Source organism: Enterococcus wangshanyuanii, assembly GCF_002197645.1.
Taxonomy (GTDB): domain Bacteria; phylum Bacillota; class Bacilli; order Lactobacillales; family Enterococcaceae; genus Enterococcus_L; species Enterococcus_L wangshanyuanii.
Genome location: NZ_CP021874.1, coordinates 3,607,289 through 3,620,818, shown reverse-complemented (window position 1 = coordinate 3,620,818; position 13,530 = coordinate 3,607,289). Strand labels below are relative to the sequence as shown.

Annotated in this window: 12 protein-coding genes and 1 riboswitch; of the genes, 3 read left to right on the top strand and 9 right to left on the bottom strand. The window is 37.6% G+C overall.

Annotated features, from left to right (window positions below; all coding sequences use genetic code 11):
* Positions 1 to 525: 525 nt before the first annotated feature.
* The 3 genes from CC204_RS18165 to CC204_RS18155 form a co-directional block, all read right to left on the bottom strand.
* The gene (locus CC204_RS18165) at positions 526 to 1,902 is read right to left on the bottom strand and encodes a helix-turn-helix domain-containing protein (protein ID WP_308422449.1); all 1,377 of its coding nucleotides are present in this window, start codon (positions 1,900 to 1,902) and stop codon (positions 526 to 528) included.
* On the bottom strand, positions 1,892 to 3,226 hold the full coding sequence (locus CC204_RS18160) for an FAD-dependent oxidoreductase (RefSeq protein WP_088271457.1): 1,335 nt from the start codon (positions 3,224 to 3,226) through the stop codon (positions 1,892 to 1,894). The genes CC204_RS18165 and CC204_RS18160 overlap by 11 nt, the downstream gene beginning before the upstream one ends.
* A 278-nt stretch (positions 3,227 to 3,504) precedes the next feature.
* A complete protein-coding gene (locus CC204_RS18155) occupies positions 3,505 to 4,422 on the bottom strand; it encodes an LCP family protein (protein ID WP_088271456.1) in 918 nt (305 codons plus the stop codon).
* 131 nt (positions 4,423 to 4,553) lie between these two features.
* Positions 4,554 to 4,722, bottom strand: a riboswitch (M-box (ykoK) riboswitch).
* Between the two features lie 321 nt (positions 4,723 to 5,043).
* On the opposite strand from CC204_RS18155, the gene CC204_RS18150 reads away from it, so the two are divergent.
* Positions 5,044 to 6,558, top strand: coding sequence for a lysozyme (locus CC204_RS18150; protein WP_088271455.1), 1,515 nt, complete (start codon positions 5,044 to 5,046; stop codon positions 6,556 to 6,558).
* 151 nt (positions 6,559 to 6,709) lie between these two features.
* Here the strand turns inward: CC204_RS18150 and CC204_RS18145 are convergent, their stop codons facing one another.
* The 3 genes from CC204_RS18145 to CC204_RS18135 form a co-directional block, all read right to left on the bottom strand.
* The gene (locus CC204_RS18145; RefSeq protein WP_088271454.1) at positions 6,710 to 7,102 is read right to left on the bottom strand and encodes a DUF4809 family protein; all 393 of its coding nucleotides are present in this window, start codon (positions 7,100 to 7,102) and stop codon (positions 6,710 to 6,712) included.
* Between the two features lie 77 nt (positions 7,103 to 7,179).
* Positions 7,180 to 8,583: a M24 family metallopeptidase gene (locus tag CC204_RS18140; protein ID WP_088271453.1), complete on the bottom strand. Its 1,404-nt coding sequence runs from the start codon at positions 8,581 to 8,583 to the stop codon at positions 7,180 to 7,182.
* Positions 8,584 to 8,595: 12 nt separating this feature from the next.
* Positions 8,596 to 9,357: a DeoR/GlpR family DNA-binding transcription regulator gene (locus tag CC204_RS18135; RefSeq protein WP_088271452.1), complete on the bottom strand. Its 762-nt coding sequence runs from the start codon at positions 9,355 to 9,357 to the stop codon at positions 8,596 to 8,598.
* Between the two features lie 308 nt (positions 9,358 to 9,665).
* Between CC204_RS18135 and CC204_RS18130 the strand changes: the two genes are divergently transcribed.
* Both CC204_RS18130 and CC204_RS18125 read left to right on the top strand, forming a co-directional pair.
* Positions 9,666 to 10,484 (top strand): YusW family protein, encoded by an 819-nt coding sequence (locus CC204_RS18130; protein ID WP_088271451.1) that lies wholly within the window; start codon positions 9,666 to 9,668, stop codon positions 10,482 to 10,484.
* A 90-nt stretch (positions 10,485 to 10,574) separates the two neighbouring features.
* Positions 10,575 to 11,114, top strand: a complete 540-nt coding sequence (locus tag CC204_RS18125; RefSeq protein ID WP_088271450.1) for a DUF924 family protein — start codon at positions 10,575 to 10,577, stop codon at positions 11,112 to 11,114.
* Between the two features lie 45 nt (positions 11,115 to 11,159).
* On the opposite strand, the gene nox is transcribed toward CC204_RS18125, so the two are convergent.
* From nox to CC204_RS18110, 3 genes are all read right to left on the bottom strand, one after another.
* Positions 11,160 to 12,491, bottom strand: a complete 1,332-nt coding sequence (nox, locus tag CC204_RS18120) for a H2O-forming NADH oxidase (protein ID WP_088271449.1) — start codon at positions 12,489 to 12,491, stop codon at positions 11,160 to 11,162.
* 82 nt (positions 12,492 to 12,573) lie between these two features.
* Entirely contained in the window at positions 12,574 to 12,852 is a 279-nt protein-coding gene (gene eutM / locus CC204_RS18115) for an ethanolamine utilization microcompartment protein EutM (protein ID WP_069662185.1), read from the bottom strand.
* Positions 12,853 to 12,877: 25 nt separating this feature from the next.
* On the bottom strand, positions 12,878 to 13,528 hold the full coding sequence (locus CC204_RS18110) for a phosphate propanoyltransferase (RefSeq protein WP_088271448.1): 651 nt from the start codon (positions 13,526 to 13,528) through the stop codon (positions 12,878 to 12,880).
* Between the last annotated feature and the right edge of the window lie 2 nt (positions 13,529 to 13,530).

The following is a 13,530-nucleotide window of genomic DNA, read 5'->3' as shown; positions in this document are numbered from 1 at the left end:
AATGGGCTCGTCATGACTCGACAGAAAAATAGGAAAAAATCTAAGCGGTGCTTTTTTGCCGCTTCCATTTTTTATCTTTTTTCCGAGAGACAAGCCCGTGGAACTAGATAACAATAAAAGTGTAATGGGCTCGTCCTGGCTCGACAGAAAAATAGGAAAAAATTGAACGGTGCTTTTCGCCACTTCTATTTTTTATCTTTTTTCTGAGAGACAAGCCCGTGAAACTAAACGATAATAAAAGTGTAACAGACTCGTTCAGAATTAAATTGAAAACGCTTTATATTTCATGAACTTATAATATACGCAAATTGATTCATAAAAATGTCATCTTTTTTTTTATTTTTAAAATAAATGAATGTTTTTACTAAAAATCCATTAAGGACGAGGATGAAGCTGAAAAATTCTCTTCAACTTCACTCAGCCTTCTTTTTTCTTATTTCCATGATACACTCGGATTTTCTTACGAATTTGATCGATATCATACGATGATCCAAGTTCGGATAATATATAAATCTCTCCAACAGATCAGTAAACCGGCGGATTCATTACATTGGTGATCAACAAATCGTAAGTGTACTTCGGATCATACGGTTCGATCGTTAAGCCGTTCAAATTTTTCAAGCTTAAAACCAATACTTGAGTCATTGCTTCTTTATATAGCAAGTCCATTTTTAAATCAATGCCTACACGGACTTCTCCAATGATTTCAAAATCAATGATCGAAAGCACACTTAAATATTTCACCAATGACCATTCATGTAAGCTATTTCCAGGCTCATAATGTTCACCCAAGTAACTAAGACTTTTATCCAAAAGAACATGGGCAAATTCACCTAAACGATGACTGGATAATTGTTGCTCTTTTTGCCAAATATTCTCCTTATCGAATAGCTCTAATTCTCCTTTAAAAAAATAAAGCCTACTATGAATCTGTGAGAAGTAATAAAAAATCTTTTTTTCTAATTCAGGATAAAATTTTTGTGGACGATAGTATAAAATCACATGTTCCAAAACAAATGTGTCCGCTAGTGAAGACGGTGTTCGCCGTCCACGTACCAAGCTGTACTGAATAAAATCAGTTTCCGTTAAAACAGACATACTTGTTAAGAAAATAAAATGCAGCATACTTTCTTCTTCATCGATCTCAAGCGGATAACGACTAAAAAAACGCAATACGAACGAACGAATCGTTTTAAAAAAAGGATCCTGCTCAAGGTTTTGGCTTTTATTTCGGACTTCTTTAAATGTTTTAGACTGAACTGCCAATCTTTTTTTACTGATCGTCAACCACAGACTGATCTTCAGTTTTCCATACTCCTCAAAGGAGAGCGAAAGGGCTTTTTCCAGTGCTTCGATGATCCGAACATTTTGCTGTGTCAAGGTTCGCTCCCTGTGCTGTTCGTATGGTGTCAAAAACCAATAAACTTGAAAATAAAAATATCGAATCTGCAGTTCCTCACCTTTTAACTGTCCATTTCGGATTTTCAGACCAAATTCAGTCAGCAGCTGGTTCAACTCTTTGATTTTTCGAAATAAGGAAGATTCACTGATCATAAATTTTGTCGTCAACTGAGCCATAGTAAACTCTCGATAATGAAACAGATGATCGATCAGCTGAAACTTGATCGATGCCCGTATATAGTCATCAACGACTTTACTGACTGAAAATCGATCGGACATTTCTACAGAAACCCATTGTCCATCATAAAATAAGCGGCAGTCTTGACTATATGGATTTAAATAATAACCTAATTCTTTTAAATCACTTTCAAAAGATGCCTTTGATACACCTAAATGATTCAACAGCTCAGTGTCTTCCAGACGACCGCCGGCTAAGATCACTTTTTTCAGTATTTGGATCTCTCTTGCTTCTTTTTTGTCTAGTAATTCTTCAGTTTTCATCGGCATCACTCCATAAGGCAGTAAACGCGAGTTGATTTGTGATATCCATAACTGTGGAGAAATAAGGATGGTATAAAAAATCTTTTTGATAAAATTGCTCTAATGTTTGTTCTGTCTGAATGCCTAACGCAAGCGTATTGATTTTATCCAGAATATCAGCTTTTGATACCAACTGAGCCCCCAAAATCCGATGACTTTCTTTTTCAAAAATAATTTTTCCGGAAATCTCTTTTTCTCCAGAGAATAAAGAACTCGCTTGCTTTAAATGAGCAACTTCGATCGGCTGATCATGAAAAAGGCCTTCTGCTTCAGTCAAACCTGTACTTGCTACATAATAATCAACAAGCTTCGTACCGATCGTACGAATCGAGCCAATAAATTTTGTCGTAGGTTCCAGTAGATTTTGAGCAACTACAACACCAGCTCTAACTGCATTATTTACTAAGGGGATATAGAAAGACTCATTCGTCAAGCTGTAAGGTACTTGAATACAATCACCTATTGCAAAAATATTTTGATGAGATGTTTGTAAATAATGATCCACATAAACCGTTTGATCGGTATGAATGTCTATCTGCTCATCCAAATAACACAAATCTGGACGGACATTCATCGCAAAAACAGCTCGATCGACCGTTCGACGAGAATGTTGCGTTTCTATCTGTAATCCATCATCCTTCTCTACGATTTTTTCAACCGTTTCATCAAAATGAAACACTACGCCTCTTTTTTCCATCTCCTGTTGCACAGGTAAAATCATTTCTTGATCAAAATATTTAAATAATAGATAGTCCATTCGTTCATATAAATGAACATTTATCTCTTTACTTAACAACGTATCCGCAGCTTCTGCACCAATTTGACCACCGCCGATCAATGCAACCTCTTTGCTATTTTCCAGCTGAGCGATCGCTTGCTTGACTCCATGTAAAAATTTATACTTGAGCACCTTCTCAGAATCGCTCCCCATGATTTTCGTTGACCATTGGCTAGAGCCTGTAGCTAAAATCAGCTTATCGAATGATAAGATATTGAGCTGCTCTGCTTGTTGATAGTGGATAACTTGCTGATTTGAGTCCATACTCACTACTTCCGCATCCAGTAACAGCTCAATCTTGTTGTCTTTCAGTTGCTGTTCTGAAATAAAACGAAGCTCTTCGACCGTATCGACAGTCTCATTATAATAAAGATTCAGTCCGCCTGGCAGATAACCGACTGTCTCTTGCTTTTCAACCAGACAAATCACAGCTTCGGGATATTTTTTTCGAATCGTAAGAGCCGCTGAAACACCTGCAAATGATGCACCAATAATCACAACTTTCACTGCATGACCTTCTTTCAAAAATTACTAAACCGTTTTCTTAAAGAATAGCATATGCGTAACCAAAACGCATGAAAATAAACTAAAACAAAAAAGGAGAGCGAAACAAAACTAAAAATCAGTTTTGTTTCGTTCTCTAAACTCAGATAATCGATGCGAAAAAGCAGACCCTTCAGAAATAAACCGAAATTGCTGTAAAACACAACGAGGAACGAGTTGATACAGTATCTCCTTGGTTCTCGGAGCTAAATACTTTTGTCTCAAGCTCCTATTAAATAGCCCTATTTAGTATCTTTCAAAAATTCCTGAATTGCATCGGCATTTTTAGATGCATCCAACTCGATCACACTGCCGGAAGGAGTATCATCATTAAAATTCCAACTGCTTTCGATCGGAACTGAAAGTGATTCTAATGGCTTGACTTTTCCTGTCAGAAAATCCTTCGCTAAATCAATAAACAAGCTTGTCGGAACATTGGTGTCGATTTTCCCAACGATTTTTCCTGCGACCTGAGGCAGTTCCCAAATTGGGATCAAATCTTTAGACTGATCGATCAACGCATCCATTACTTGCTGTTGTCGTCTGATTCGGCCAAAATCGCCTTCTTCATCCATTCTAAAACGGGCATATTGCAATAAAGTATTGCCGTCCATGACTTGTTCCCCTTTTAGAATATCGACACCATCTAAATTAATGTCCTTCTCAGCATCGATCTTTACGCCTTTAGGATAAAGCTCGTCAATGATATCGCTAAACTCTTTAAAATCCATCACAACATAATAGTTGATCGGTAAATCAAAATTAGTGTTTAATACTTCTTTAGTCATCTGCGCTCCACCATAGGCATATGCTGCATTGATTTTATCGAGACTGCCATCTGGAAATGTCATATAACTATCTCTCATAATAGAAATCAATTTAGGCTGCTTCGTTTTACCATCGTAATGACCAACCATCAACGTATCAGAACGCCCTTGATCCTCATCATCGTCGCGCGAATCATTTCCTACGACCATAACAGTCAATTCTTTATCACTTGTTTGTTCATCACCAGTAAAATTTTGATTGATCGGGGATAGTTTTGCTTCACTTTCTTCTCTTGCTGACTGAAATGAGATTGCCGCATAACAGCCCGCACTTACGATCACAAGAAGGATAGATAATAGCGTGATGATCAATATTCGTATCGGTTTCTTCATTGTACATTCCTTTCTACAGCTCACATGTATTCCTTTGGAAAAGAAAAATCCTTCACCAAGAACACTCAGCGAAGGGGATAAAGTACTTGGATAATTATCTGAGAACTGCACAAAGACAGACAGATCGACCTAGTTCTTCTCTTCGTTGAGTTTTAGCACTACATAACGTAAAAAGCATAGCTTTTAGCTGCTTAGAAAAACGCCTTAATTCGACGATTTTTGTCCTACCCGTACCTGTCTTTCGACATTTCTGAGCAGCAGCCTGTGTTTACATAGGAGCCTCACCTAACAAGTATTTATTTCATCTAAAACTATAAGCGTATCGCTTCACAAAGTCAAATTAAATTTTATAAAAAATATTTCATTTTGCTACCGTTTTTGTAACAAAACTTGATTATGCTCCTCACTATCCTTTCCACAACAAATAATAACAAAAGTTACTGTCTATTTTTTTTAAACGGAATACACAAAGAAAAACGACAGATTCTCGATAGTTCTGCTCTATTAAAAAAATATAAACTGTATTTAGGAATTCCACTCTAGCAGACGTGCTATCGATTCAAATGATCTTAAATCTAGTTTTGAGATACAACCAACTATATTAAATGGAGGAACAATATTATGGCAAATGAAGGAATGACTATTTCACAAAAAGGAGTTACTTTAGTAAAACAATTCGAAGGGCTGCGGTTAACTGCCTATCAAGATTCAGCTGGTGTCTGGACGATCGGTTACGGACATACTAAAGGGGGCTACGCAGGCATGTCGATTACACAAGCGCAAGCAGAAGCGTTCTTGAAAGAAGATCTGTTGACTCATGCTTCTGGAATCTCTAAATATGTAAAAGTTCAATTGAATCAAAATCAATTTGATGCACTTGCGAGCTTTCACTTTAATTTAGGACCTAATATTTTATATAATTCAGCGTTGCTTTCTTATCTAAATAGTCAACAATGGCAAGCAGCAGCAACTGAGATGAAGCGATATGTTTATAGTAATGGACAAATTTTACAAGGCTTAGTGAATCGTAGAGCTGCAGAAGCAGCACTTTTTTTAGAAGCTCCTTTTCCAAGCAGACCTTGCAAAGTAAAAGTTGGGAATATCGTGTTGTTGTCCGGCGGTGCAAAAATCACGTCTCCATGGTCTTCTAACGAACCGATCCCAGCTAACCGTGTCAATCAATATTATAAAGTTGAAGAAATACACACACTTAACTCAAAATGGGAAAGCTCTGAATATGAAGTCTTGATCAGCTCCAATGAAACAAGCTACCGCAAATGGATCTACGAACAAGACCTATCTCTAGCTCCAGCAGCTAAATTCAACGTTGGGCTAAAAGTTCGACTGAGCACTGCTGCAACAAATGCCAGTATCCATTGGAGCAGACGTGTATTAGAGAAAAAATACCTCGGACAAGAATACACGATCAGTCAAGTCGCACCGACCGCTGAATCCCGCAGTCCTTACCAATACCTAATCAGTAGTCCCACGTTAGGAAATCTTTGGGTCTTAGAACAGGATCTAATGGATCGGACGATTTGGTTCATCACTAATGAACCCTTTATGAATCAAGGGCACAATCAAAATCCGGAGGTCAAAAACGGGACCTTGTATAAAACGATCATCAATGATATTCCACTGGAATCCGGTGCAAAAAGCATGGCTGAATTCGTCCGCCAAAACACTTGGCCGATGTTGACCAACGGCAATGTCTTTTTGATCGAATATCCTACGCATTTGATGGTCAAAGTCGTCGGCATCAAACCTGAATGGACAGACTACATGACGTCTGAATGTCTACGCTTAACAAAAGGGCAAATTCCTACTTACAATGAGCGTGACATGAAAGTCGTCCCTCAAGCAGATAAAAAATACAACTGGGTCGAAATCGATAACTTACCAAAAGACTGGCAAGCCATCAGTAATCGTTTGCGCGGTAATTTACGTGAGAAATTCTGCCAATATTTTCTATCTACTCGTGTTTCTTATGGCAAACAAAGCGATGGCAAATTTTATCTACAAATCATCAATATCGAAAATAATGAACGCGCCGTTGAATTGGCAACTAAATTGAAACGCTGGTTCCCAGGAGATACCAACGCTTATACAAATGCGCAGGTATTTTTACAAAAATAATAGCAATAAAAATAATTAATCCAACAAATTAGCTAATCAAAAAATACAAAAAGAGAGCTCCTATATCTATCTTCAGCATTTTTCATGTGAGATACGTTATAAGAACTCTCTTTTTTTAAGTAAACAGCTATATTATCATTCAGGACTTTATTTAAAAACGAATGTCTAGTTCTTCCAAATCAAAAATAGTCACCAAAATCTCATTGACTTTTTCGACTAATTTCACCTTATCTACTAATTGATCCTTTGTGGAAATGGTTGTTTTATCATTAGAATAGGTCAGAAAATCATATTCTTCTTTCAGTCTGACTACCTGCTGCTCTTTTTTATACAATACAAAGTCATCGACCTCATCCGATTCATAACTTCTTTTGAATCCTTCTTGTAAAACGATTCCTGTGACCAAAGCATTCACTGTCAATTCCTCTAACGGGATTGCTTGTTCATCGATAACCAAGGTATAGTTTTCATTTTCGATTATTCCACAAACATTACAGCCGCCATCTAATAAATCGACCGTTTTGGTGATCGTTGCATTTTTCATCTTTAAAGATCCTTCCTTCTGCACATAAATTGACATTTTCATTGTTATTATAGCAAAAGTTTCAGCATTATTAAATATTAGTCTTTCTTTTTACTCACAAGCAGGGCCTGTTCTTTTGCTAAATAAAACGGACGTAAATAGGCAACAGTATTTGATAATGGTAATACTTCATCAGCAAGTTCAATATTTAATTCATTTTTTATATATGCTCTTCTAGCTACGATTCGATCCCATAGTTCTGGGTACTGCGTTTCTATTGTTTGTTGGAGCTGAACATCTGCAATCGCCACACATTCTTCTGCACTTACTCCTGTATAGCCCTTGATCGAAGGAATGATATCGATTTGGAAGATCATGCCGCTCTTGATCGTTTCTCTTGAATCAGCATAGATTGGCGAAGACATCCATTCTTCATCTGAAACTAAATGGCCCGGATTTAAATGCCAGTGATACTTTTCTTTAGGAAAAATTTCTTCGACTGCATCGTAAATCACTTGCCCTTCCATTCCAACCTTGATTGTCTCCAACCAATGCACAATAGCATTGTAGTATGGCTTCGCTACTCGTTCCAGATAATCTTTTTGATTCGTTGGAAGCTGATCTTCTGTTTCTACAACAAACCCTGTACGACTTGATAAGCCGCCCTTAAAGGCAGTCGTCATCGATAATGGATCACCTAACTGGACTTTTTTATGTGTAGGATACACATTGGCTTTTTCAAAACGCTGACCTGTCGCCGCAATCGTTACAACTGTATTCGTCTGCCCTTCTGCAGTCAGATGTGCACCAAGCTCAGCCTCTGTCACACCAACATCTACTGCGTTCATTGCATTCAACATACACGAAGAAGCTAAATTTGCTCCATATTCATAATGAGCGATTTCATTGGCATTATTGATCGTACGTACACCGGCATCTCCGCCGATAAATAGATGAGCTGCATTGACTACTTCACTATTTTCTGTTAAACAATTCAACAACGCTGACACAATAAAATATGGAATATCAAAGAATCCTTTAGGATCATGACGTGTTGTGGTAAACATTTTCCAACCCACTAGCCCGATCTTTTGTTGTTTATCCAGACCGATTTCTTTAAAGATATCTTCCAAAGCGACATCATTGTCCATCGGCTGATTTGGCAATGAAAAAAGTGGACTATGTTTTAGGGTCACTTCAATACGGGAAACTGCCGCCATCTTTAGATTTTCGTTTCCTAGAATGACTGTACATTTTCCAGAAGCCTCCACCACTAATAGCCCTTCCTCAAAGCGCGGAATGAAACCTGTCAGGTACTCAAAATTTCCGCCATGTTCTTTATCTGCATAAATGACGACCGCATCAAGATTTGAGTTTTTCATTTCTTTCAGCAATTTTTCTTTCCGTTCATTGATCGTGTCATCCGTTAAAAAAACAGGTGCAACATGTTCAAAGAGAGTCGGCTCTTTTACTTGCCCAAGTACAATTTTTTTATTTGTCATTTTTTTCTCCTTTTATTCTGCTGTTATGATTACATCGACATCATTTTGTTCTAATTGCTGCATAAAATCTGACTCCAAAGGCTCATCTGTCACCAATAAATCGATATCGGCTAAGGAACAAATCTTGAAAAAACCAGTTGTATTTATTTTTGTATGATCCGCAAGAGCAATGACTTTTTGACCTTGAGCGATCATTTGGCGTTTGACCAGCCCTTCTTCTTCTGTGTGGATAAAAAGACCTTCTTTAGAAATGGCAAAAACGCCTAAGATCGTATAGTCGACCTGATATTCTTCGATCTTCTTTATAGTTTCAGCACCATATAAAAAAAGTTGTTGTTTGTGAAGTTTGCCCGGCAGTATGCTGATTTGAGTTTTATCATATTTTGCTAAAAGCGTCGCATGGGTCAATGAATTAGTAATTGCGTACAGTGTCTGATCGCTTAATTTTCTGATAACTGCCTCAACTGTCGTTGAGGAATCGAACAATACACTTGTATTATCTTTAATGAGCATTGCTGCTTTTTGCGCGATCTTTTCCTTGATTGTGGTGAATTTACTTGAGCGCTCTTCATAATTCAAAATCAACGCCTCACGATTGGCAGCTATTGCGCCACCGTGTGTTCTGCGAATAACATTTTGTTGTTCTAATTTGATCAAATCTCTTCTGATCGTGTCTTTTGATACATGTAGTTTGTCCGCTAAGTGCTCAATCGTCGCACTTTTATGTTCATCAATATGTTCTTTGATCCTCACTAGCCGTTCTTCCATCAACATTATCATCACTTCCTTTACTCAAAAGTAACATCAAATGCATATTTTTTCAATATTTTTTTAAAAAATATTAAAAAAACTGCAAATAAATGCAAAACCCATTTTTCAAAAAGAACATTTGTATCAATACATCTATGACTTATCTAGTATTTTAAATAAAAATTAGTCATAGATTCAAAACACCAAGAAAATTAAATTTTACTTAAAATTATGAGAATTGATTAATAACCCTTTACTTTACGATCTATCTGTCCAATAATGTAGTCAAGCTATTATTCATAAAATAGTAGCTAAAAAAGGAGGAATTTTTTATGAAATTTTTTAAAGGTATCGTAGCAGCAAGTTTAGCAATGAGTTTTTGTGCAGCAAGTTTAGGAACAGAAGTACATTCTGTCGATGCAGCAACTGTTGTTGAGTCAAACTTTGCAAAAACAATCACTCTATTTAACAAAGCAGATCTACTAGACTACACTGGTCTGTCTTTAACAAGCAAAAATGTAACTGAGGTATACAACGAACTGAAAAAGGCTGATACATGGGAAGCTGCAGGTTATAGTGCTTCTGAAGCAAGTGTGATCGCTCGTGATTTTGGTTTATACTACTCAAAATCAATCAATCTTTTGAACAAAATGACTTATCAAAATGATTTGCATTTGAAAGTGATCTTAATTAAAAAGGGCTATGTAAAAGCTGAGTTTGGTTTACAATCATACTATGTTGTTGAAACACCAGAAGTACCTGAAACGCCAGAAGTTCCTGAAGCACCGGAATCACCAGAGCAACCAGAAACTCCTGAAACACCAGAAGTACCTGAACAGTCTGATTTGAAAAAACTTGAAGTAGAAGTCGATTATAAAACTGGTCAACAAGTTGAGCTTCAATACGAAGTGAAAGCTAACGGCACAGTGAAAGCACAATACCAAGATAAATCAAAGAAAATCCAATTACAAGGCAGTGCAGCACAAACGAAGATCGAAGGAATCATTGCTGGCTTGGATTTGAAAACAGCTAGTCAAAAAGAAGTAACTACTCATATCCTAAACAAACTTGGAAATGGTTCAAACTACAAACAATTCCAATTCCAAGGACAATTCAATGATAATACAAAAGTAAAATTTAAATTAAAATAATCAGCCGATGATAGTAGAGGTCAACAAAATGTTGTCCTCTATTTTATATGTTACACTAAAGGGGATAAATCGAGCTTGGAGGGATAATATATGAACGATCAAGATATTTTACGTTTTTGGTTCGAAGAAACGGAACCCAGTCAGTGGTTCAAAAAAGATTTAGCTTTTGATGCATTGATCAAAGAACGGTTTTCTGCTATTCATGAACAGGTAGCTCGAGGAGAAAAATCAGACTGGCGGAAAACCATTCACGGGCGTTTAGCTGAAATCATTGTTTTAGATCAGTTTTCCCGCAATTTGTTTAGAGAGCAGCCTCAATCTTTTGCTTATGATGGAATGGCTCTTGTTTTAGCTCAAGAAGCAATGACTTCAGGCAAACTAGATGAGTTGACTACTCAGGAACGCAGTTTTCTCTATATGCCTTTGATGCATTCTGAGTCTTTGGTGATTCATGAAGAAGCAGTCAAACGCTTTGCAGAAAAAGGAATGGAACAAAATCTTGATTTTGAACAGAAACACCGTGACATTTTAGTCCGATTTGGTCGCTATCCGCATCGAAACACCATTTTAGGCAGAACTTCTACAGCAGAAGAGATCGCCTTTTTAAAAGAACCAGGCTCTTCATTTTAACAAATAAAAAGACACTAAGCGTAGAATACGCCAGTGTCTTTTTGATTATTCTGCTGTTAAAGCCGCCATCGTAATGTAGTTATAAGGCTGATTAAAATGCGGCAGGAAGAAGATATCCAATAATTTTAATTCATCGATCGTTACATTTTGCTCGATCGCTAATGAAAATAAATGAATCCCCATTGAAATCTCTGCACGTGAACACATTTGTGCTCCGATGATCCTACGTGAGCTTTTTTCGTAAACGATCCGAATTTTTACTTGGGCATTATCAGCCATAAATCCAGGTTTTTGCAAATCTTCATAATCTGTATATAATACATCTAGTTTATTTTTACTTGCAGCCTCTACTGAAAGTCCTGTTGACACCATGTTCAGTCCGAATATCGAGATTCCATTTGACCCTTGAACACCTGATGAAGCAAGCTTGGCTCCTCCAATATTATGTCCTGCAACCAAGCCAGTTCTGACAGCATTTGTTGCCAATGCAATATAGCTGATCTTCTTAAGCGCATTTGAATAGATCGTGGCACAGTCCCCAACGGCATACACAGATGGATCACTGGTTTGCTGGTATTCGTCTACTACATAAGCGCCATTATGAAATAACTCTAAATGTTCTTTTCCAAGTTCATTATTAGGCAAAAAACCAATTGCATTGATCACTAGATCAACGTTGTAGGTTCCTTTATTCGTTACGAACGCTTCAACAGCCTTCGTTCCTCTGTATTCTTTTGCTAACTCACCAAAATGCAGCTCAATCCCATTCTCTGACAAATTTTTATCCATTTGATCGGTAAATTCTCTGTCATAGTAGCTAGGAAGTGAACGATCTGCTCCGTCAAATAGTAGAACGTGTTTCCCTCTACGTTTTGCCGCTTCAGCAATCTCTACACCAATATAACCGGCACCGATCACCGCAACTGTTTTGATATTTGGTTCTGACATTCGTTTATCTACTGTCTGGCCATCTTGGAATCGTTTTAAAAAATGAATATTTTCTAAATCGGCACCTGGAATATTTGGTGCGATCGGTTTAGAGCCTGTCGCTAAAATCAGCGTATCATAACTTTCAAAAAAACGTTCTCCCGTATTAGAATTGCACTGGATGTTTTTTTGTTGAAAATCGATCTGTTCTACCGTTGTTTCAGTATAGATTTTAGCTCCTTTCGCTTCAAAGTCTTCTTTATTTGTATAAAATAAGCCTTCATACGAATCGATTTGTCGTCCGACCCAAAGCGCTGTGCCGCAGCCTAAATAGCTAAGATTAGAATTTTTTTCGATCATCACTACTTCTTGGTTTGGGTACTGATCCAGCAATGTATTTGCCGCTGCGATCCCTGCATGGTTTGAACCAATGATTACTGTTTTATTCATTTTTTCCTCCTTTTTACTTTGTTGCTAAATAAAAAGGTGATGCACGATTGACTTCTATGCTTCACCTTTTTAACTTTATCGATTATGCTTCTGTCGGTAAAATGTTTTCTACTTCTGAATGCGGACGTGGAATCACGTGAACAGATAATAGCTCACCGACACGCTGAGCAGCGGCAGCGCCTGCATCCGTCGCTGCTTTAACCGCACCAACATCCCCACGTACCATCACTGTCACGATTCCGCCGCCAACTAATTCTTTTCCTACTAGTGAAACATTTGCAGCTTTGACCATTGCGTCAGCCGCCTCAATAGAACCAATTAATCCTTTTGTTTCGATCATTCCTAAAGCATCTGATTTCATTATTATTTCCTCCTAAAGATTTATATTAATTTTTTTGGATAACAATTGTTGTATCGGGTTTTACCCCAAGAGCGTTGGCTTCTTCTGTATCGATATGACATTCTAAGCCAGAATTTTCCGCTGCTCGAATAATAACGTTATTCAGTGTTCCGCCACGCTCACCAGTAAAGGCAATCGTTACAGCTTCGCCGTCACATACACCTAAGCGCTCAGCATCAGCTGGCAGCATATGGATGTGACGCTTTGCTACAACAACACCTTCGGTCAACTCAACTGAACCATGCGGTCCAATCAACGTGATGCCGGCCGTTCCAGCCAAATCACCAGACAAGCGCAAAGGAGCTTTGACACCCACTTTGAACGAGTCACTTTGTAAAATTTCGACTTGTGTTTGTTTTCTGACAGGTCCTAAGATTCGGACATTATCGATCATTCCTTTGGGACCGCAGATCATCAATGTTTCTTTGCACGCATATTGCCCTGGCTGTGATAAATCTTTTAGTTTCGTTAATTGATATCCTTGACCAAATAATTTATCTACATCTTTTTGTGCTAGATGAATGTGTCGGTTGGAAATCCCTACAGGAATCGTATTGCTGTTAGGTGTTGTTTCCTTTAAGTCGCCTTCTGCTAGTTTTTCTAGTATTAGGCCTAATAGCTCTTCATAATTATTCATTG